15 protein-coding genes and 1 tRNA gene are annotated in these 19,938 nt (G+C 73.9%); 12 read left to right on the top strand and 4 right to left on the bottom strand.

Annotated elements, in window-relative coordinates:
- Positions 1–164: 164 nt before the first annotated feature.
- Positions 165–1,496 carry a M20/M25/M40 family metallo-hydrolase gene (locus ACFXDE_RS39600; RefSeq protein WP_380445486.1) on the bottom strand — a complete coding sequence of 444 codons (1,332 nt, stop codon included), beginning with the start codon at positions 1,494–1,496 and terminating at the stop codon, positions 165–167.
- A gap of 291 nt (positions 1,497–1,787) precedes the next feature.
- Here ACFXDE_RS39600 and ACFXDE_RS39595 point away from each other — a divergent pair.
- From ACFXDE_RS39595 to ACFXDE_RS39545, 11 genes are all read left to right on the top strand, one after another.
- Positions 1,788–1,872: transfer RNA gene (locus tag ACFXDE_RS39595), tRNA-Leu, on the top strand.
- A 199-nt stretch (positions 1,873–2,071) separates the two neighbouring features.
- Entirely contained in the window at positions 2,072–5,608 is a 3,537-nt protein-coding gene (locus ACFXDE_RS39590; RefSeq protein WP_380499152.1) for a BTAD domain-containing putative transcriptional regulator, read from the top strand.
- Positions 5,609–5,937: 329 nt separating this feature from the next.
- Positions 5,938–7,698, top strand: a complete 1,761-nt coding sequence (locus tag ACFXDE_RS39585; protein ID WP_380499151.1) for a condensation domain-containing protein — start codon at positions 5,938–5,940, stop codon at positions 7,696–7,698.
- The gene (locus ACFXDE_RS39580) at positions 7,695–8,984 is read left to right on the top strand and encodes an MFS transporter (RefSeq protein ID WP_380499150.1); all 1,290 of its coding nucleotides are present in this window, start codon (positions 7,695–7,697) and stop codon (positions 8,982–8,984) included. Before ACFXDE_RS39585 ends, ACFXDE_RS39580 begins: the two co-directional genes overlap by 4 nt.
- Before the next feature lie 12 nt (positions 8,985–8,996).
- Positions 8,997–10,028, top strand: a complete 1,032-nt coding sequence (locus tag ACFXDE_RS39575) for a LuxR family transcriptional regulator (RefSeq protein ID WP_380445490.1) — start codon at positions 8,997–8,999, stop codon at positions 10,026–10,028.
- A gap of 256 nt (positions 10,029–10,284) precedes the next feature.
- A complete protein-coding gene (ngcE, locus tag ACFXDE_RS39570) occupies positions 10,285–12,249 on the top strand; it encodes an N-acetylglucosamine/diacetylchitobiose ABC transporter substrate-binding protein (protein ID WP_380499149.1) in 1,965 nt (654 codons plus the stop codon).
- Positions 12,250–12,385: 136 nt separating this feature from the next.
- The gene (locus ACFXDE_RS39565) at positions 12,386–13,258 is read left to right on the top strand and encodes a diiron oxygenase (RefSeq protein WP_380445492.1); all 873 of its coding nucleotides are present in this window, start codon (positions 12,386–12,388) and stop codon (positions 13,256–13,258) included.
- Complete coding sequence (locus ACFXDE_RS39560; protein ID WP_380499148.1) at positions 13,255–14,094, top strand: hypothetical protein; 840 nt, start codon at positions 13,255–13,257, stop codon at positions 14,092–14,094. The genes ACFXDE_RS39565 and ACFXDE_RS39560 overlap by 4 nt, the downstream gene beginning before the upstream one ends.
- A complete protein-coding gene (locus ACFXDE_RS39555; RefSeq protein ID WP_380499147.1) occupies positions 14,091–14,324 on the top strand; it encodes an acyl carrier protein in 234 nt (77 codons plus the stop codon). Before ACFXDE_RS39560 ends, ACFXDE_RS39555 begins: the two co-directional genes overlap by 4 nt.
- Positions 14,325–14,343: 19 nt before the next feature.
- Complete coding sequence (locus tag ACFXDE_RS39550) at positions 14,344–15,168, top strand: class I SAM-dependent methyltransferase (RefSeq protein WP_380499146.1); 825 nt, start codon at positions 14,344–14,346, stop codon at positions 15,166–15,168.
- Between the two features lie 44 nt (positions 15,169–15,212).
- A complete protein-coding gene (locus ACFXDE_RS39545; RefSeq protein ID WP_380499145.1) occupies positions 15,213–15,590 on the top strand; it encodes a holo-ACP synthase in 378 nt (125 codons plus the stop codon).
- A 147-nt stretch (positions 15,591–15,737) separates the two neighbouring features.
- On the opposite strand, the gene ACFXDE_RS39540 is transcribed toward ACFXDE_RS39545, so the two are convergent.
- The 3 genes from ACFXDE_RS39540 to ACFXDE_RS39530 all read right to left on the bottom strand — a co-directional run bounded on the left by ACFXDE_RS39540 (position 15,738) and on the right by ACFXDE_RS39530 (position 19,188).
- Positions 15,738–17,093 carry a chloride channel protein gene (locus ACFXDE_RS39540; RefSeq protein ID WP_380499143.1) on the bottom strand — a complete coding sequence of 452 codons (1,356 nt, stop codon included), beginning with the start codon at positions 17,091–17,093 and terminating at the stop codon, positions 15,738–15,740.
- Between the two features lie 148 nt (positions 17,094–17,241).
- The gene (locus ACFXDE_RS39535; RefSeq protein WP_380449001.1) at positions 17,242–17,979 is read right to left on the bottom strand and encodes a TetR family transcriptional regulator; all 738 of its coding nucleotides are present in this window, start codon (positions 17,977–17,979) and stop codon (positions 17,242–17,244) included.
- Between the two features lie 57 nt (positions 17,980–18,036).
- Positions 18,037–19,188: an acyl-CoA dehydrogenase family protein gene (locus tag ACFXDE_RS39530; RefSeq protein ID WP_380499142.1), complete on the bottom strand. Its 1,152-nt coding sequence runs from the start codon at positions 19,186–19,188 to the stop codon at positions 18,037–18,039.
- A gap of 155 nt (positions 19,189–19,343) precedes the next feature.
- On the opposite strand from ACFXDE_RS39530, the gene ACFXDE_RS39525 reads away from it, so the two are divergent.
- On the top strand, positions 19,344–19,781 hold the full coding sequence (locus ACFXDE_RS39525) for a hypothetical protein (RefSeq protein WP_380499141.1): 438 nt from the start codon (positions 19,344–19,346) through the stop codon (positions 19,779–19,781).
- Positions 19,782–19,938: the final 157 nt, after the last annotated feature.

Below are 19,938 nucleotides of genomic sequence, written 5' to 3'. Positions count from 1 at the left end.
AAAAAACACCCCCCCATATTTCATTCGTGTATGTTTTGTGCCAACCCCCCCCCCCCCCCCAAAATTCATCCCCCCCCACCGGGGGCCGGCCCCCCCCCGCCCCCCCCGGGGGCGGGCCGTCCCGACTCGGACGCCGGCTCGGACGCCGGCTCGGCAGGCCCGACTCAGCAGGCGTCGATGAACCGGTCCAGCACGCGCACGCCGAACTTCAGCCCGTCCACCGGCACGCGCTCGTCCACGCCGTGGAACATCCCGGCGAAGTCCAGCTCCGGCGGCAGCTGGAGCGGCGCGAAGCCGAAGCAGCGGATCCCGAGGTCCTGGAACGACTTGGCGTCCGTCCCGCCCGACAGGCAGTACGGCACCGCGCGGGCGATCGGGTCCTCCGCGCGCAGCGCCGTCTGCATCGCCTCGACGAGCGCGCCGTCGAAGCTCGTCTCGATCGCCTTGTCCGAGTGCAGGCTCTCGCGCTTCACGCGCGGGCCGAGGACGCTGTCCAGCTCGGCCAGGAACTCCTCCTCGTAGCCGGGCAGGAAGCGCCCGTCCACGTGCGCGGAGGCCTGGCCGGGGATGACGTTCACCTTGTAGCCGGCGCCGAGCATGGTCGGCTGGGCGGTGTTGCGCAGCGTGGTGCCGATCATCTTGGCGATGCCGCCCAGCACCCGCAGCGTCTCGTCCATGTTCTCCGGGTCCAGCTCGACCCCGAGGGCGTCGGACAGCTCGTCCAGGAAGGCCCGGACGGTCTTGGTGATCCGCAGCGGGAACGTGTGCCGGCCCAGCCGGGCGACCGCCTCGCACAGCTCGGTGATGGCGTTGTCGTCGTTCTCCATCGAGCCGTGCCCGGCGCGGCCCTCGACCGTCAGGCGCATCCAGTGCATGCCCTTCTCGGCCGTCTCCACCAGGTAGAGGCGCACCTGGTCGTTGACCGTGAAGGAGAAGCCGCCGACCTCGCCGATGCCCTCGGTCACGCCCTCGAACAACTCCGGGTGCTTGTCCACCAGGAACCGCGCGCCGTACGTGCCGCCGGCCTCCTCGTCCGCGACGAAGGCCAGCACCAGGTCGCGCGGGGGCTTGCGGCCGGTGCGCAGCCGGTCGCGGACGACGGCGAGGGTCATCGCGTCCATGTCCTTCATGTCGACCGCGCCGCGGCCCCACACGCAGCCGTCCGCGATCTCGCCGCCGAACGGGTCGTACGTCCAGTCGGCGGCGTTCGCCGGGACGACGTCGGTGTGGCCGTGGATCAGCAGGCCCGGGCGGGACCGGTCCTCGCCCTCGATCCGGACGACGGTCGAGGCCCGCCCCTTGGCCGATTCGAAGATCTGCGGTTCGACGCCGAACTCGGCGAGCTGCTCGGCCACGTACTCGGCGGCCTTCCGCTCGCCCGGCCCGGAGCCGTCCCCGTAGTTGCTGGTGTCGATCCGGATCAGATCGCGACAGATCCCGGCGACCTCCGACTCAGCCGTCACCCTCGGCGTCGCCGACTCGCTCCGCTCGCTCACGGTCACTCCTCGTCTCTGGCCCGCACCGGCGCACCAGCGCGCCACCCCCGGGATCTGCACCCGGGCCGTACGAGCACGTCCGCCCATCCTCCCGCAGGCCCCCACCGGGATCCACCCCCCGCACGGGCCCGAAACCCCCTGGTCACGCCCCCGCCACACGCCGTCCCTTGCCCGTGTCACCACCCCCGCTCCCCCGCGCGGAACCGTTTTGGGAACGCAAGCCGATCTTTGCTACAGTTACATCTGTCAGCGCGGCCGACGGAAAGACGGAAGCCGCAAGGACAACACCCGGTCCGGGTGGCGGAATGGCAGACGCGCTAGCTTGAGGTGCTAGTGCCCTTTATCGGGCGTGGGGGTTCAAGTCCCCCCTCGGACACGGAACATCCCCTCGGGGCTCGCGAGAGCACCGGGGGGATTTCGCGTTTTCCGGGGCCGTTTCCCGGCCGTTTCCGAGGAGCCGTGGGGCGGGTGGGGGTTGCGGACATGACATGGACACCCTTGCCCAACGGAATGGTCTAGTCCACACTGGCCGTCGGCCCGGGAGGGCCCCGGGGCGGGCGGACGAGGGGGAGGCCATGGGGGGACGGGACGCGGCGCCGGGGCTCCCTTGGGACGGTCCGGAGACGGGGGGCGAGACGCTCGGCGCGCAGGTGCAGGGGCACCGGCGGCGGGCGGGGCTCAGCCAGGAGGACGCGGCCGCCCGTGCCTCGATCAGTGCCCGGGCGCTGCGCGACATCGAGCGCGACCGGGTCAACCGGCCGCAGGCCGGAACGCTCCAGCGGCTGGCCACGGCCCTCGGGTTGAGCGGCGCCGACGTCGACCGGCTGCTGACCGCCGCCCGCGCGCGGCCGGCCAGGAACACCGGCCGGCTGCGGTTCCTGATCCTCGGCCCGCTCGTCGTGCAGCGCGACCGGACCCCGCTCGCGGTCACCAGCCCGATGCAGCGCCGCCTGCTCGGACTGCTCGCGCTCAAGCACCCCGAGCCGGCCACCCAGCAGGAGATCGCCGAGACGCTCTGGCCCGCCGGCCCGCCCGGCTCGCGGCAGAGCCTCGTCCACACCTACGTCAGCCAGGTCCGCCAACTGCTCGAACCCGCCGCGCCCAGGGCCGGCGCGAAGCCCGCCGTCGCCCGCACCCCCACCGGCTACCTGCTGGAGGCCGCCTGGAGCCAGCGCGACCTCGGGCACTTCGACGAACTCCTCGCCCGCGCCAAACGCGCGCTCGCCGCGGCGGACCCCGTCCTCGCGTACGAGTCGCTCACCTGCGCCCTGGAGTGGTGGCGCGGGCCCGTGCTCGCCGACGCCGACCCGGCCCTGCGCAACCACCCCGCCGCCGTCGCCGCCAACGAGCAGCGGACCGAGGCCGTCCTGCTGCACGCCGACGCCGCGCTCCGGCTCGGCCGCCCCGAGGACGCCGTGCGCCGGCTGTGGGAGATCGTGCGGGAGGAGCCGCTGCACGAGGGCCTGCACGCCCGGCTCGTCCTCACCCTCGCCAGCTGCGGCGAACAGGCCGCCGCGCTCAAGGTGTTCACCCGCTTCCGCGACCGGCTGGACGAGGAACTGGGCATCGCGCCCAGCGAGGAACTGCGCGAGGCGCACCTGCGGGTGCTGCGCCAGCAACTGCCCCGCGCGCGGCGCACCGGCACGGACGAGCCGTGGCCCCCTGCGGCACCGGGCCCGGCCCCCGCCGTCCGGCCGGCCCAGCTCCCCGCCGAGGCCGGGGCGTACGTCGGCCGCCGCCGCCAACTCCGGGAACTGGACGGCCTGGTGGCCACGAACCCGGCCGTCCGGCAGAAGGTCGTCGCCGTGGTGGGCGCGCCGGGCGTCGGCAAGACGGCGCTCGCGATGCACTGGGCGCACGCGCGGCGCGACCACTTCCCGGACGGGCAGCTGTTCGTCGACCTGCGCGGCCACTCCCCCGTGCCCGCGCTGCGCCCCGGCGACGTCCTGGCCCAGTTCCTCCGCGCCCTCGGCGTGCCGCCCGACCGGATGCCCGCCGACGAGGACGAGGCCGTCGCGACGTACCGCACGCTGCTCGCCGACAAGCGGATGCTGATCGTGCTGGACAACGCCCGCGACCCCGAGCAGGTCCGGCCGCTCATCCCCGGCGCGCAGGGCTGCGGCGTCGTCATCACCAGCCGCACCCGGATGGCCGGGCTGGTCGTCAGCGACGGCGCCCGGCAGCTGGCCCTCGACGTGCTCGGCCCGGACGACGCCCTGCGGCTGCTCGCCCACACCGCCGGCGCCGAGCGGGTCGCCGCCGAGGAGGAGGCCGCGCGGGCGCTGGTCCAGCTGTGCGGCGGGCTTCCGCTCGCGATCAGGATCGCCGCCGCCAACCTGCACGCCCGCAACACCGGCATCGCCGCGTACTGCACCGAACTCGCCGGCGACGACCTGCTCAGCCGGCTGCGCGTCGAGGGCGACCGGCACGCGACCGTCAAGGCCGCGTTCGACCTCTCCCACCGTGCCCTGCCCGAACCGGCCCGGCGGATGTTCCGACTGCTCAGCCTGATGCCCGGAGCGGACGTCACCGTCCACGGCGCCGCCGCCCTCGCCGACACGACCTCCGCCGAGTCCGCCCTGCTCATGCACCGGCTGACCGACGCCCACCTCGTGCAGGAGCGCTCCCCCGGCCGGTTCGGGCTGCACGACCTGCTGCGCTCCTACGCCCGCGAACTCGTCGTCGGCGACGAGGTGCACGGCGCCCGCGAACGGCTCTTCGAGTGGTACCTGCGCCACGCCGAGGCCGCGGCCCGGCTGCTCGACCCGACCAGGCCCGCGGCCGGCCCCGGACCGGCCGCCGCCACGCTCGTCCCGGACCGCGCCCAGGCGGCCGCGTGGCTGGACGCCGAACGGGACAGCCTGGTCGGCGCCGTCCTGCACGCGGCCCACTCCGGCTTCCCCACCGTCGCCTGGCGCCTCGCCGAGAGCCTGCACGGCTACCTCTCCCGGGGCATGTACACCATCCAGCGGCTGCGCGTCGCCACCGCGGGGCTCGCCGCCGCCGTCACCGACGGCCGGCTCCGCGCCCAGGCCACCGCGCAGTTGCAGCGCGCCGACTGCCACTGGACCCTCGGCAACAACGCGCTCGCCGTCACCCTCTTCGGCAAGGCCCTCGACCTCGCCGGGCGCGCCGAGTGGCCGGCCGGCCAGGCGATGGCGCTGCGCCGGATCGGCGCCGCCCACCAGGAGAACGGCAGCATGCGCCTGGCCTCCGACTACCTCTCCCGGGCCCGCGAGCTCACCGAACGCGCGGGCGGCGCGGGCACCGCCGACGACCTCACCGACCTCGGCCTGATCTGCTGGAAGCTCGGCCGCCTGCCCGAGGCCGCCGACCACTTCACCCGCGCCGCCCGGCTCTACCGCGACCTCGGCTCCGTCCGCGGGGAGGCGATCGCCCACACCAACCTCGGCATCGCCCACCGCGCCATGGGCCGCTCCCGGGAGGCGATCCGGGTGGCCGGCGCCGCACTGGCCGTCCACGAGGCCACCGGCAACCGGACCAGCGAGACCGTCGCCCTGAGCTGCCTCTCCCGCGCCCACTCCGACCTCGGCGACCACCGCACCGGCCACCGGCTCGCCGAGACCGCCCTCGCGACCGCGCGGGCGCTCGGCAACCGCCGGCTGGAGGCGAACGCCGCCTTCGTCCTCGCGATCGCGCTGGAGCGGGCCGAGCGGCTGCCCGAGGCCGCCGACAGCTACCGGCAGGCGCTGCACCTCGCCCAGGTGGTGGACGACCGCTTCCCGCAGGTGTCCGCGCTCGTCGGCCTGGCGACCGTCCAACGTCGGCTCGGTGAGCAGCAGTTCGCCCTGCTCACCGCCCAGCAGGCGCTCGGCCTGGCCCGCGAGTCGGAGTTCCGGCTGCTGGAGGCCTGCGCGCTCGACGTGCTCGCCCACGTCCGCGTCCTGCTGGGCGACCCGCGCACCGGCGCGGACCTGGCCGCGGAGGCGCTCGCGCTGCACCGGGAGACCGGCCACCGGCCCGGCGAGGCGCGCAGCCACCACGTGCTCGGGCACGCGCACGCGGCGCTCGGCGCGCCGGAGGAGGCGCTCGCGCACCGGCGCGCGGCGGAGCGGATCGGTGAGGAGACGGGGACCGGGGCCGTCCTCTGAGTCACGGCCGAGCCCTCACGGCCGGGGACGGCGGCGCGGACGGAGCGGGCGGGCGGGCGGACCGCACGGACGGACCATGCGAACAGACCGCGCGGGCGGACCGTTGCCCCCGGAACAACTGCTCCGGAAGTTGCGGCCACTTCTTCCGGTCGCCCGGCCGCCACCCGCCCGCCCGCCGGATCGCCGAGTTCAGCCCCCGTACGCGGCCCCCGCCGACCGGAAGTTCCGGCCGCACCGCCTCTGGTGCGACTACAGCCGGTCCAACAGCCGCCCTCCGTACCGTGATCCAGAACCCCCCACACGACCGCCGCGATCCATGAGGTGACACGTTGCCACAGCTCACGGTCGACTTCGCCGGTGCCCGCCCCGCACGGTCGGGCCCCCTCTCGTTCGGTCACGCCAACATCGTCCGTGCGATCAGCATCGACGACGACCCCACGCGCCTGAACCTGGCCATGGTCTTCGGCGTCCCCGCCGACGGCGGCCCGGACCGGATCGCCGCCCAGCTGCGCACCCTGCTGGAGCGCCACGAGTCGCTGCGCACCACGTACGTCCTCACCACCCCGCCCACCCAGCGGGTCGCCGCCTGCGGCACGCTGGTGGTCGAGCTGGTCGAGTCGGACGGCGACCCCCTGGGGACGGCCGAGCGCACCGCCCGCCGGCTGCGCGCCCGCCCCTTCGACCTGGAGTCCGAACTCCCCTTCCGCGCCGCCGTGGTGACGGCGGACGGCGTCCCGAGACAGCTCGTCTGGGTGGTCACCCACGCCGCCATGGACGTCGCCGCGTGCGAGGTGCTGCACGCCGAGTGGGCCGCGCTGTGCGCCGGCCGCGAGCTGCCGGAGCCGCCCGCGCTGGAGCCCGTCGACGTCGTCGGGCTGGAGCGCTCGGCGTCCGTCCAGCGGATCGGCGCGGGCGCCGTGCAGTACTGGGGCGCCCAGATCGGCCGGGTGCCGCAGGCCGTGTTCCCGCCGGCCACCGGCACCCCGGCCAAGACCGACTGGCTGCACCCCGGCCTCGCCGTCCGCTCCACGGCCGCCCCCGCCCAGCTGGCGGCCGTCGCCGAACGGACCGGCGCCAGCGCGTCCACGGTGGTGCTCGCGGCCCTCGCGGTGCTCGTCGGCCACCGCGCCGGGCACGGGACCGTCGCGGTGACCTCGCTCTCCGGCAACCGCGTCGTCCCCAAGCTGCGCGGCTTCTTCGGATCGCTCGCGCAGGACGCGCTGCTGCCGCTCGACCTCGACGGGCCGACCGGCTTCGACGACGTCGTCCGACAGGTGCGGGCGGCCGGGCTGCCCGCGTACCGGCACAGCTGGTTCGACCCGACGGCGGTCTGGCGGGCCATCGAGGCGGCGAGCACCGAACGCGGCATCTCCTTCGCCCGCGACCTCGTCTTCAACGACATGAGCGCGCTGGCCGCCGCGGCCGGCTCCCCCGACGAGTCCGCGCGCGGCCGGCTGCCCGGCGTGTGGATCCCCGGCCACCAGGAGCCCGCCGTCCCGGAACCGGGGCTCGGCGGCAGCGTCGGGTGGGTGCCCCCCGAGGACGTGCCCTGCCGCTTCTTCGCCTGCCTGTACCGGCTCACCGGGGAGTTCGAGCTGACCCTGTGGCTCGACCCGCAGACCCTGGCCGACGCCGAGGCCGAGGAGTTCGGGCGCGCCCTGCTGCGCCTGTTCGCGGCCGCCGCCGAGGAGGACGTGGCGCTCAAGGAACTGCCCTCGCTCACCACGCTCGCGCCGGTCGAGCGCGGCCCCGGCTGGTACCTCAGCGACCGCTCCTGGGTGGAGCTCGCCGCCGTCCGGACGCTGCTCGCCGAGGTGCTGGCCGGCACGCCGCACCTCGTCACCGCCGAACCGGACGACGACCTCGGCCACCGGCTGGTGTGCCACCTCCCCGGGCCGGCCGACCCGCGCGACGTCCAGCGGCGCGCGCTGGCCGCGCTCCCCGGGCGGGTCGGCGCCATCACCCCGCACCGCTACGTGGTGCACGACGGCGCCCCCGAGCCGGCCCGCGCCGACGACCCGCGGGCCTGGGCCGGGCTCCCGGTGCTGTCCGACTCCTCCGGCCGCCCCGCGGAAGGCGACCTGACGTGAGCGCCACCGACACCAGCGCCGACGAGGCGAGTCCCACCGCCACGGGCGCCGAGGACGCCGGTGCTCCCGGCGCCGCCCTGTGGTCCGCCAACTTCCGCCGCTACTTCGGCGCCCGCACCGGCTCGCTGCTCGGCGACGCGATGCTGCCCGTGGCGCTGTCCGTCGGCGTCCTGGACAGCGGCTACGGCACCGCCGGGGTCGGCTACGCGCTGGGCGCCTGGATGGCGGCGCTCGCCATGGGCGTGCTGTTCGGCGGTGTGCTCGCCGACCGGTTCACCCCCCGCCGGATGATGGTCCTCGCCGACCTCGTGCGCCTGGGCATCCAGGGCGCGCTCGCCGTCGCGTTCGCCCTCGGCACGCCGTCGCTGGCCGCCGTCGTCGCGCTGCAGTTCGCGAGCGGCCTGGCCACCGCGCTGTTCCAGCCCGGGGTGGCCGGACTCGTCCCGCAGGTCGCGCAGGACGTCCAGCGGGCCAACGGCGCGCTGCGGATCGCCGAGTCGCTGGCCGGGGTGGCCGGGCCCGCCCTGGCCGGGGTGCTCGTCAGCTTCTCCGGGCCGGCCGTGGTGTTCGCCATCTACGCCACCACGTACGGGATCAGCGCCGCCTGCCTGTTCGCGCTGCGGCTGCCGCCGCGCGCGGGCGAGCCGGCCGGGGAGTCGTTCCTGCGCCAACTGGTCGAGGGCTGGCAGGAGTTCCGGGCCCGCTCGTGGCTGTGGGGCGTCATCTCGGTCTTCCTGCTGTACGGGTGCTTCGTGGCCGGCCTCTCGCTGCCGGTCGGCACGGACCTCGTCGTCGCCGCCCACGGCTCCACGGTGCTCGGCACCGGCCTGGCCGCCATGGGCGTCGGCGGGCTGGTCGGCGGCGCCGTGGCGATGCGGCTGCGCCCGGCGCGTCCGCTCGCCTTCGGCACGATCGGGTGGGTGCTGTTCGCGCTGTACCCGCTGACGGCGGCGGTCCGGCCCGACGTGGTCGTGCTGTGCGTCGGCTGGGGCCTCGCCGGGGCCGGTCTGGCGCTGTGGTCGGTCCTGTGGGCGACCACCGTCCAGACGCAGATCCCGGGCGACCTGCTCAACCGGGTCTACGCGTACGACGTGGCCGGCTCGCTGCTGTCGATGGCCCTCGGCCGCGCGCTGGCCGGGCCGATCGCCCGCCTGACCGGGGAGCGGACGCTGATGTTCGCGTCCTTCGGCGTCGGGCTGGCCTGCAGCGCCGTCCTGCTCGCGGCACCGGCCGTCCGCAGGCTGCGCGCCGCCGGACCGGGCGGCGGACGACCGGACGAGGACTGAGTGGAGGCGATCATGGCACACGCGGCACCGACCGTACGGCAGGACTCCGCGAGACACCCCGGCGAGCCGGACCAGTTCGTGGTCTGGCTCTACGAACGGGCCCTCGGCCGACCGCACTTCACCCCCGCCGGGATCGCCGCCGAACTCGGCCTCCCGTTCCCCAGGGTCCTGCGGGCGCTCGACGAACTGCGCGAACTGCGCCTGGTGCGGCCGGCCGAGGACGGCGGGAGCCTGCTGGTCGCGGTCAGCCCGGACACCGCCCAGGTCGAGCTCCTGGTGCCGCTGGAGCGGGCGATCCACGACCAGCGGCGCCGGCTCGCCGGCTTCAAGGGCCAACTGCGCTCGTTCGCGGCCGCGTTCGACAAGCAGGCCAAGACCCGCACGGAGAGCGTGGTGATCACCGACGACCCGCAGGAGCTCCGGCTGCGGCTCCTCGACGCGGCCCAGCGCTGCACCGAGGAGTTGCTGGTCATGCAGCCCTGCGTGGCGCAGGAGACGGCCGAGCTGCGGCTGGCCCGGCCGCTCGTGCTGGAGGCGCTGCAACGCGGCGTCCGGGCCCGGGTGCTCTACCCGCACACCGCCCGCGGCGACGCCGGGACGCGGGCCCACATCGGCGCGCTGATGGCGGTCGGCGGGCAGGCCCGCACCACCAAGGAGGTGCACGACCGTTTCCTGGTGTTCGACCGGCAGGTCGCGTTCATCCCGGCCGGCGAGGGCGACGCGATCGCCGTCGTGTACGACGGGGCGGTGGCGGCCTTCCTCGGCGGGCTGCACGAGCGCTACTGGGCCTCGGCCTTCGAGTTCGACTCCGCGGCCGGCGGCTACGCCGGGACGATCGAGGAGGTGAAGGCGACCATCCTCGAACTGCTGGCCTCCGGTGCCAAGGACGACGTGATCGCCCGGCGGGTGGCGATGTCGGACCGCACCTTCCGCCGCCACCTGGCCGCGATCATGCAGGACCTCTCCGCCACCAGCCGGTTCCAGGCCGGCGTGCTGGCGGCCCGGACCGGGCTGGTCGGCCCGACGCCGAGGAACGCCGCCTGAGCCGACGGGCCGCGCCGGTGCCCCGGCCGGGTGGGTCCACCGTGCTGCGCCCCCCGGCACCGGCACCCGGCGAGCGGGCAGCGGGACCCGCCACCGACCCTCTCCGCACCACACCCGGCCCCGCTCCTCCGAGCAGGAACCGTCCGCTGCCCGGCCCGAGCCGCGGGGGCGGTGACCGGCCCGAGCGGGACGCCCTCCCGCTCGGGCCGGTCCCGGCCCCGCGACAACCGGACGACCCTCCGATGAAAGGAAACCGATGTCCACCGCCCTTCAGCACCACCTGTTCGCGAGCGACGACGGCGGCAACGACCTGCCGTACGTCCTGTCGCTGCCGGACGGCTACGCCGACGCGGCCGAGCCCTGGCCGCTGCTGCTGTTCCTGCACGGCGCCTCGGAGCGCGGCGAGGACCTGGCCGGCATCGCCGCGCACGGCCCGCTCAAGCGGATCGAGGCCGGCGCGGACCTGCCGTTCGTCGTCGTCGCGCCGCAGTGTCCCTCGTACAGCACCTGGGCGGCCGAACTGAGCGCGCTGGCCGCCCTGGTCCGGGAGGTGGCCGACGCCCACCGCGTGGATCCGGACCGGCTGTACGTCACCGGGCTCAGCATGGGCGGCACCGGGACGTGGGCGCTCACCGCCCGCTACCCGGGCCGGTTCGCGGCCGCGGTGCCGATCTGCGGCTCCTGGCTGCCGGAGGCCGCGCCGCGGATCGCCCACCTGCCGGTGTGGACCTTCCACGGCGCCGAGGACCGCAACATCCCCGTCTCGCACACCGAGAAGATCGTGGCCGCGCTGCGGGAGGCGGGCAACCCCGTCCGCTTCACCCGGTACCCGGACACCGGGCACGACTCGTGGACCAGGACGTACGACGACCCCGAGGTGTACGCCTGGCTGCTCGCGCAGTCCCGGTCGGCCTCCGGGGCCCTGACCGGGCGCGCGGACCCGCTCGGCTCGAACCCGCTCGGCGTGGACCCGGCGGCGCCGCTGGACGTGCTGGTCTTCGACGGCGGCTTCGGCGACGGCTACGTCCGGGACGCCGAGGAGCGCTACCGCGCGGCGTTCCCGCACGCGGAGGTCGCGCACACCGCCGCCGCCGAGATCCGGCCGCTGCTGGAGCCGCGCCTCGCCGACGGGAGCCCGCCGGACCTCGTGGACAACACCGGCCCGGCCTCGGTGGCCACCGCCGAACTGGCCGCCGCGGGCCGGCTGACCGACCTGCGGCCGCTGCTGGCCGCACCGGCCTACGACGATCCCGGCCGGACCGTCGCCGACACGCTGATCCCGGCGGCGATCGCCAAGGGCCGGTTCGGCGGGGAGGAGGTCTGGGCGCTCAACCACGCGTACACGGTGTTCGGCCTCTGGTACTCCAAGTCCACGCTGGTGAAGCACGGTTGGGAGTACCCGAAGACCTGGGACGAGATGCTCGCGCTGTGCGAGGAGGCCAAGCGCGAGGGCATCGCGGGCTGGACGTTCCCCGGCAAGTACCCGTTCTACCTGCAGTGGACCCTGTACCCGTTCATCGCCAAGATCGGCGGCCCCGAGGTGCTGCGGGCCATCGACAACCTGGAGCCGAACGCCTGGCACCACGACGCCGTCCGGCAGGCCTTCGAGGCGTACCACGAACTCGCCGTCCGCGGACACCTGCTGGCGGGCACCGCGGACCTCGACCACCTCCAGGCGCAGGCCGCGTGGACGGCCGGGAAGGCGCTGTTCATCCCGAACGGCTCCTGGGTGGAGAACGAGGCCAAGGACACCACGCCGCCCGGCTTCGACATGGCCGTGGCCCCGCCCCCCGGGCTCGGCGACACCGACCGGATGCCGTTCGGGACCATCTGGGCGGCGGCCGGCAGCGCGTTCGTCGTGCCGCGGGCCGCCCGCAACCCGCAGGGCGGCCAGGAGCTGCTGCGCGTCCTGCTCGGCCGCACGTCGGCACGGGAGTTCACCCGCCGGGTGTCCTCGCTGACGGTGGTCGGCGAGGCGGCGGACGACCTCGAACTGCCGCCCGGCCTCGCCTCGGCCCGCGACCTGCTCAAGGCCGCCGGCGAGCACATCGTCGCGCCCCGCACGGACTGGTACCAGGACCTCAACCGCGAGGTGATCGCCGGCTACATCGGCGAACTGACGACCGGCCGGCTGAAGCCCGCCGAGGCCGTCCGGCTGATCCAGCAGGCGGCGGACCGGACCGCCCAGGACGGTTCCGTCACGAAGTACCGGCACCCCTGAGCCGTCCGCTCCCCCTCTCGGGGACCCGGTCGCTGACCTAATTCGGCAGCCGGTTCCGGGCGTTGAGGAAGGTCTGCACCAATCCATAGCCTGGAGGCACACCACAAAGCCCCCGAGGCGAACGGAGACATCGCCCATGGTCAGCGATGTGATCGAGCGGAACGGCCGGTTCCAGGAAATCATGGACCGCCTCACCGTCAAGTCGATCGACGACTACTACAACCCCTACCGGCTCTTCGAATGGCCGGACCGGCTCCCCGAGAACACCTGGTGGATGAGCCCCGAACTCACCACCACCCACGGCACCGAGCTCGCCGAACGGCTCACCCCCGAACAGCTCCACACCCTCTCCAAGCACGAGAGCATCAACTTCTACAGCCTCAACGTCCACGGCATCCGCGAACTCCTCACCGAGGTCGTCAACCGCATCCACACCGCCGGATTCGAGACGCCCTCCGAGTTCTTCCACCACTTCATCGGCGAAGAGAACGAACACATGTGGTTCTTCGCCGAGTTCTGCCTGCGCTACGGCAAGAAGATCTACCGCCAGCCCGCCGCCGGCACCGAAACCCCCACCCACGGCACGAAGACCGAAAGCCTCCTCGTCTTCACCCGCATCCTCATCTTCGAAGAACTCGTCGACCACTACAACGCCACCATGGCCACCGACGAGCGCCTCCACGACACCATCCGCGCCATCAACCGCATCCACCACCAGGACGAATCCCGCCACATCGCCTTCGGCCGCGAACTCGTCGACCTCCTCTACCAGGACCTCAAGCAGGACGCCACCGAACAGCAGCTCGACGACATCTCCACCTACCTGCGCCGCTACCTCACCCACAGCTTCGAATCCCTCTACCACCCCCAGGTCTACCGCGACGCCGGCCTCGACAAGCCCCACGAGGTCCGCCGACAGCTCCTGGAATCCCCCGCCCGCGCCGAAGCCGAACGACGCACCTTCCGGAAGACCGCCAAGTACCTGGAAAAGACGGGACTCATCCGATGAACCGCCTCACCGGCCACGACGGGCAACCCGCCCTCGCCATCCTCGGACCGCCCGCCACCCGCCTGCTCCAGGAACTCGACCACACCTTCACCACCTGGGCCCGGGCCGCCGGCGCCCAACCCCTCACCCCGCCCCCGCTCTACCCGGTCACCGACCTCGAGAAGTTCGACGTCTACACCAACTTCCCCCACCTCGCCTGGACCGCCGCCCCCCTCGACCTCACCGGCGAACCCCGCAAACCCGCCGGCGGACGCTTCACCCCCGACGCCCTCGCCGACGCCCGCTACGGCCTGCCCCACGCCACCTGCTACGGCGCCTACCTCTACTACGAGGGCACCACCGTCCCCGACGACACCCTGGTCACCCTCGTCAACCGCTGCTTCCGCAGCGAGGACCACTACGACGGCCTTCGCCGCCTCGCCTCCTTCCAGATGCGCGAGATCGTCGCCATCGGCACCCACGAGCACACCCAGCAGGTCCTGCACCACTTCACCGACCGCATCCTCGCCTTCGCCGCCGCCCTCGGCCTCGACCTCGGCAAGGCCCCCGCGAGCGACCCCTTCTTCCAGAACGACGGCGCCCGCGCCCTCCTCCAGAAGCTCAACCCCGTCAAACACGAATTCCAGTACGGCGACCTCGCCATCGCCTCCGTCAACACCCACCGCAACTTCTTCGGCGAACGCTGCGACATCACCCTCACCACCGGCGAACACGCCTACACCTCCTGCACCGCCTTCGGCCTCGAACGCTGGATCGCGGTCCTCACCGACCACTTCCACGGCGACCTCGACCAGGCCGCCGAAACCGTCCGCACCGCTCGAAAGGAACCGGCATGAGCGCCACCGGCATCGACAAGGTCCGCGACTGGATCCTCGGCCGCCACCCCGGCCGCACCGAACTCGCCCCCGACGTCAACATCATCGAGAGCCGCCTGGTCGACTCGCTCGCCTTCGTCGAGCTCGTCTACACCATCGAGGACGCGGCCGGCATCGAGATCGACTTCGACACCATCGACATCGAGGACTTCCAGTCCCTCGCCACCATCCAGAAGGCGTTCTTCGCCTGAGCCCGAGGAGGGACCACCCATGCACGCCGTTTCCTACACCGCCCAGTGGATGGCCGCCGCCCGCGCCCAGGAATCCGAACGCGAGGACGCCCTCTTCACCGACCCCCTCGCCCGCGACCTCGCCGCCCCCAAGGGCTTCGAACTGATCGAGCGCTACGCCGGAGGCGGCCTGCTGCCGTTCATCTCGATCCGCACCAGGTACCTGGACGACGCCATCCGCGACATCCTCGCCGAGGGCGGCATCCAGCAGGTCGTCCTCATCGCCGCCGGCATGGACACCCGCGCCTACCGCCTCGACTGGCCCGACGGCACCGAGCTCTACGAGGTCGACCACGGCCCCCTCATCACCGAGAAGCGCCGCCGCCTCGACGCCCTCGGCGCCGAACCCCGCACCGACCGCCGCGAGGTCTCCGCCGACCTCACCCAGGACTGGCTGCCCACCCTCGAAGCCGCCGGCTTCGACCGCACCCGCCCCACCCTGTGGATCGCCGAGGCCCTCACCTTCTTCCTCACCGACGAGCAGGCCGCGGGCTTCCTGCGGCTCCTCGCCTCGGCCTCCGCCCCCGGCAGCCGCCTCGCGTTCGACATCCTCGGCCGGGCCCTGCTGCGCAGTCCCTTCTCCAAGCCCTTCCTGGACACGCTCGCCGCCGACGGCACCCCGTGGATCTTCGGCAGCGACGAGCCCGAGGAGTTCCTGACCGCCAACGGCTGGAAGGCCGTCGACGTCAGCGAGCCCGGCCAGCCCGGCGCCGGCGAGGGCCGCTGGCCCTACGACGTCCAGCCACGCAACCGCCGCGGCGCCAACCGGCTCTGGCTCATCCGCGCCGAGATCGCCGCCTCGTGACGGGCCGCCGGGCCACCACCGGCGCGGACGCGGAGTAGCCGGCCGTGTGGATCGGGGTCGACCTGCTGCACATCGGCGAGCTGGACCGGCTGCTCGGCCGGCCCTGGTTCCGGGCCTTCGTCTACGACGCGGCCGAGCTGGCCACCGCCGAGGCGTTCGGTCCAGAGCGGGCCCGGGAGTTCCTGGCCGGGCGGTTCGCCGCCAAGGAGGCGGTGCTGAAGGCCCTCGGCACCGGCTTCACGGGCGGCATCCGGCCGCGGGACGTCGCCGTCCTGCGCTCGGACGGTGGCGCCCCGGTGGTCCGGCTGTCCGGCGCCGCCGCCACCTGGGCGGCCGGCCTCGGCGTGGCCGGTGTCCAGGTGTCGATCACGCACAAGCGCGACCTCGTCCTCGCCGCGGCCCTCGCCCACCCGGGGGCCTGAACACCCCGGGCCCGCCGTCGAACTCCCGCCCACCGGACGGTACTTCCCCACCGCCGGCGGGCACCTCCCGCACCGCCGCCCGGCCCACCCTCCGGGCGGCGACGGGAGCTCGCCGGCGGGCCCGGGCCGACTCGTGGGCGGCCGCGGTCAGCCCGCTCGGGCCGCCGCGGGCCCGGCCGGTGCGGGGGTGCGCTCGGCGAGGCCGCGGAGCAGTTCGCCGGCGATGAAGGCCGTCACCCCGGCGACGATCAGCAGCGGCATCAGGTTCGCCGCCTCCCCGCCCAGCAGCATCGCCGCCAGCACCGTGCTGGTGACGGGCAGCCGGGTGACGGAGGCGCCGGCGGCGACCAGGCCGACGGCGAGGCCGGGCGCGGTGCCGAAGCCGGGCAGCGGCGCACAGGCCACCCCGAGCGCCGCGCCGAGCAGGATCGCCGGGAAGATCGGGCCGCCCCGCAGACTGCCCAGCGCGACGCCCCAGGCGACGGCCTTGCACGCGACCAGCGCGAGCAGCACCCCGATCGGCCAGGACGCCGGGTCGGCGGCGAGCGCGCCCAGTGTGGCCTGCCCGGAGAGCGCGGCCTCCTCCGGCGTACGGCCGGTGATCAATGCGTACGCGGCCAGGCAGCCGCCGACGGCGAGCGCGCACAGGACGGTGCGCACGGCGGTCCGGTGCGGGGTGCCGGTGGTGTAGGTCTTGACCCGTCGGCCGAGCGCCTGCCCGGCGACGCAGACCGCGGCGATCACGACGGCCAGCGGAACGCCCCACAGGAAGTCCCCCGGGTCGGGGACGCCGCTCTTCGGGACGTGCGGCAGCGAGAGCGCACCGATCGACAGGCCCGTCCAGTGCCCGAAGCCGGTGAAGACCAGCGCGCCGACACCGCTCGCGAGCAGGCAGGGAAGAATCAGCACGACGAGTTGCGGGCCGCCCAGTCCGGCCGCCTCGATCAGCATCACGCCCGCCACCAGCGGACTGCCGAAGATGGTGGCGATCGCCGCCGCCGAGCCGGCCGCGCCCAGCACCGGCACGAGCCGCGGCTGCCGTTCCCGCCGGGCGGACCGGACCGCGAGCAGCGCGAGGCCGCCGCCCATCGCCATCAGCGGCGCCTCCGGGCCGAGCACGGCGCCGAGCGGCAGGCAGGCGAGTGCGGCGAGCAGCACGCCGGGGACGTCCCGCGGCAGGCCGGGCGGGCCGCCGAGCCCGTCCACCGGAACGTGCCCGCCGCGCCCCGGAAGGCGGGTGACGACCGGGGCGAGCAGCAGGCCGGCCAGCAGCAGCGCGGGCAGCGGCCACCACCAGGGGGCGCGGTCGTACCCGGCCGCGTCCGGCAGGCTCTCCCAGACCCAGTGCTGGAGTTCGTGTTCCAGGCCGACGAAGCCGAAGGCTGCCAGCGAGATCGGCACGCCGACCAGCGCCGAGACCACCAGCAGGCCGAGGTAGCCCCGGTGCAGCAGCACCTCGCGCAGGCCGGGACCGGCGCTGCCCCGCTCCGGCGTCCCGGGCATGGCCGCTCCTTCGCGCTCCCGGGGCCCGCCCGGCCCCGTCCTGGGACCGAGTCTCGCCCGGAGCCCGGCGGCTCGCAGAGCCACGGTGCGCCAACCGGGCGGTGCCGGCGGCGGGTTGCGCCGAACGGGGGGCGCGGGCGGAGGCCGGTCAGACCTGCCGGGACTCCCCCAGCGCGCTCTCGATGCCCTGGACCATCCGCCACAACGGCGCCTTGCGGCTGGCCACCAGGACGACGACGTCGTCCTGGTCGGCGTCGCCGGCGCCGTCGGCGGGGCGGTCGCTCCAGGTGTCGACGACGAAGGCCATCGCGCTGTCCACCTCGGCCACCCAGTCGCTCTCCCCGCCCGAGCGCAGCCAGGTCCGCAGGGCGTGGTTGTGCGCGGCGACGACGGCGGCGGCGATCACGTCGGCGCGCAGCGGCCCGTCCGGGCGGTCGGCGAACCGGCCGCGCAGGTAGGCCGCGAGGGTGTGCTCGTAGCGCCACACCACCGACAGCTCGTACGCGCGGAGGCCCGGCACCTTGCGGGTGAGCCGGTAGCGCTGGACGGAGAAGGACGGCTGTTCGGCGTACATCCGCAGGACGAGGCGGGCCGCGCCGCAGGCGTGCCGGACCGGGTCCTCCTCGCCGGTGCCGGAGTCCAGGAACTCCGTCATCTCGGCCAGGCTGCGCTCGTGGTCGGGGAAGACCACGTCCTCCTTGGCCGGGAAGTAGCGGAAGAAGGAGCGCCTGCCGACCCCGGCGAGGGACACGATGTCGTCGACGGTGGTCTGTTCGAAGCCGCGGTCCAGGAAGAGCTCGAAGGCCGCGGCCACGAGCGCCTCGCGCATCGCCGGCTTCGAGGGCCCGTCGTTCATGGGCAGGTCCTGCTCTTCCTTCTCGCTCATTCCCGGGAACTTACACCGCGGCGCGGCACCGGCCCCGAAGGGCCGGTGCCCTGCGTGTTACGGCAGGTTGCGGGCCATGACGATGCGCTGGACCTGGTTGGTGCCCTCGTAGATCTGCGTGATCTTCGCGTCGCGCATCATCCGCTCCACCGGGTAGTCCCGCGTGTACCCGTACCCGCCCAGCAGCTGCACCGCGTCCGTCGTGATCTCCATCGCCGCGTCCGACGCGAAGCACTTCGCCGCCGCACCGAAGAACGTCAGGTCCCCGTCCCCGCGCTGCGACTTCGCCGCCGCCGCGTACGTCAGCTGACGCGCCGCCTCCAGCTTCATCGCCATGTCCGCCAGCATGAACTGGACCCCCTGGAACTCCGCGATCGCCTTCCCGAACTGCCGGCGCTCCTGCACATAGCCCTTCGCGTAGTCCAGCGCCCCCTGCGCGATCCCGACCGCCTGCGCCGCGATCGTCACCCGCGTGTGGTCCAGCGTCCGCATCGCCGTCGCGAAACCCGTCCCCTCCGCACCGATCATCCGGTCCGCCGGAATCCGCACGTTGTCGAAGTACACCTCACGCGTCGGCGACCCCTTGATCCCCAGCTTCTTCTCCGGAGCACCGAACGACACACCCGCATCGCCCTTCTCCACCACGAACGCCGAGATCCCCTTCGACCGCTTCTCCGGGTCCGTCACCGCCATCACCGTGTAGAACTCCGACACACCCGCGTTCGTGATCCAGCGCTTCACCCCGTTCAGCACCCAGAAATCACCGTCGCGCACCGCACGCGTCCTCATCCCCGCCGCGTCCGAACCCGCCTCCGGCTCCGACAGGCAGTACGAGAACATCCCCTCACCACGCGCCAGCGCCCCCAGGTACTTCGCCTTCAGCTCCTCCGAGCCCGACAGCTGCACCGGCAGCGACCCCAGCTTGTTCACCGCCGGGATCAACGACGACGACGCGCACACCCGCGCGACCTCCTCGATCACGATCACCGTCGCCAGCGCGTCCGCCCCCGCACCCCCGTACTCCTCCGGCACGTGCACCGCGTGCAGGTCACTGCCCTGCAACGCCTCCAGCGCCTCCTGCGGGAACCGGCCCTGCTCGTCCACCTCCGCCGCGAACGGAGCGATCTTCGCCTCGGCCAGCCCACGCACCGCCTCACGGAGCATCCCGTGCTCCTCGGAGATACGGAAGAGATCGAAGTCCTGGCTCATGAACGGCGCTCCTGTTTCGGGACGGCACTGACGGTACTCAGTACCCTTCATTATGCACGCGCGCAGCAAAAAGGGAACTCAGTGCCTTCACATAGCGGCACTGAGTTCCCTATTCTTTTGCTGCCGAAGCCGTCCGAGCGCAGGGAGATGACACCGTGGTCCACTCAGCCATCGACGACGTCTGCGAGAGCACCACGCTGTACTTCCAGCGCTGCGCCTGGTGCAGCAACCCGACCTTCCAGCGGCTGCTCTGCCCCACCTGCGGCTCCACCGACCTGCGGCTGGAGCCCAGCGAGGGCACCGGCGTCGTGCGGCGCTGCGAGGTCGAGCAGGCCAGGACACCGCTGGCGCGGCAGAAGTCGCTGATCCGGATGGCCGAGGGGTTCGACGTCTGGTGCATCGTCGACGGGCTGCGCAGCACCGTGCCGGTGGGCACCAAGGTCCGCCTGCTGCCGGCGCCCGGCGCGGCGGAGAACCCGGAGCTGCGGCTGCTGCCGGTGGAGGAGCCGCAGCCGGTGGTGTGCACCGAGCCGCGGCCGCTGCCGCCGAACCAGGGCGGTTTCACCCAGCACCTCGCGGCCTTCGCCGAATAGCCGGATAGCCGGATAGCCGAACAGGCTCGCGCGCTCCCAAAAGGTCCCGAAAGCTCCCCAAAGGGTCCCGAAGAGGTCCCGAAGAGGTCCGACCGGGCCCCGGAAGGGGCCAGGGAACGCCGGAGGGCGTGGCACCGGGTACCCGGTTGCACCCCCA

The organism is Kitasatospora sp. NPDC059408 (assembly GCF_042751525.1).
In the GTDB taxonomy this organism is placed as follows: domain Bacteria; phylum Actinomycetota; class Actinomycetes; order Streptomycetales; family Streptomycetaceae; genus Kitasatospora.
Note: the sequence above shows the minus strand (reverse complement) of the source record. Positions and strands in the feature narration are given on the sequence as shown.

Excerpts from the sequence above, each read along its gene's own strand:
- ACFXDE_RS39530 (WP_380499142.1), bottom strand. The coding sequence starts at position 19,188 with ATGAGCCAGGACTTCGATCTCTTCCGTATCTCCGAGGAGCACGGGATG.
- ACFXDE_RS39550 (WP_380499146.1), top strand. The coding sequence starts at position 14,344 with ATGCACGCCGTTTCCTACACCGCCCAGTGGATGGCCGCCGCCCGCGCC.
- ACFXDE_RS39565 (WP_380445492.1), top strand. The coding sequence starts at position 12,386 with ATGGTCAGCGATGTGATCGAGCGGAACGGCCGGTTCCAGGAAATCATG.
- ACFXDE_RS39555 (WP_380499147.1), top strand. The coding sequence starts at position 14,091 with ATGAGCGCCACCGGCATCGACAAGGTCCGCGACTGGATCCTCGGCCGC.
- ACFXDE_RS39590 (WP_380499152.1), top strand. The coding sequence starts at position 2,072 with ATGGGGGGACGGGACGCGGCGCCGGGGCTCCCTTGGGACGGTCCGGAG.
- ACFXDE_RS39535 (WP_380449001.1), bottom strand. The coding sequence starts at position 17,979 with ATGAGCGAGAAGGAAGAGCAGGACCTGCCCATGAACGACGGGCCCTCG.
- ACFXDE_RS39540 (WP_380499143.1), bottom strand. The coding sequence starts at position 17,093 with ATGCCCGGGACGCCGGAGCGGGGCAGCGCCGGTCCCGGCCTGCGCGAG.
- ngcE (WP_380499149.1), top strand. The coding sequence starts at position 10,285 with ATGTCCACCGCCCTTCAGCACCACCTGTTCGCGAGCGACGACGGCGGC.
- ACFXDE_RS39560 (WP_380499148.1), top strand. The coding sequence starts at position 13,255 with ATGAACCGCCTCACCGGCCACGACGGGCAACCCGCCCTCGCCATCCTC.
- ACFXDE_RS39575 (WP_380445490.1), top strand. The coding sequence starts at position 8,997 with ATGGCACACGCGGCACCGACCGTACGGCAGGACTCCGCGAGACACCCC.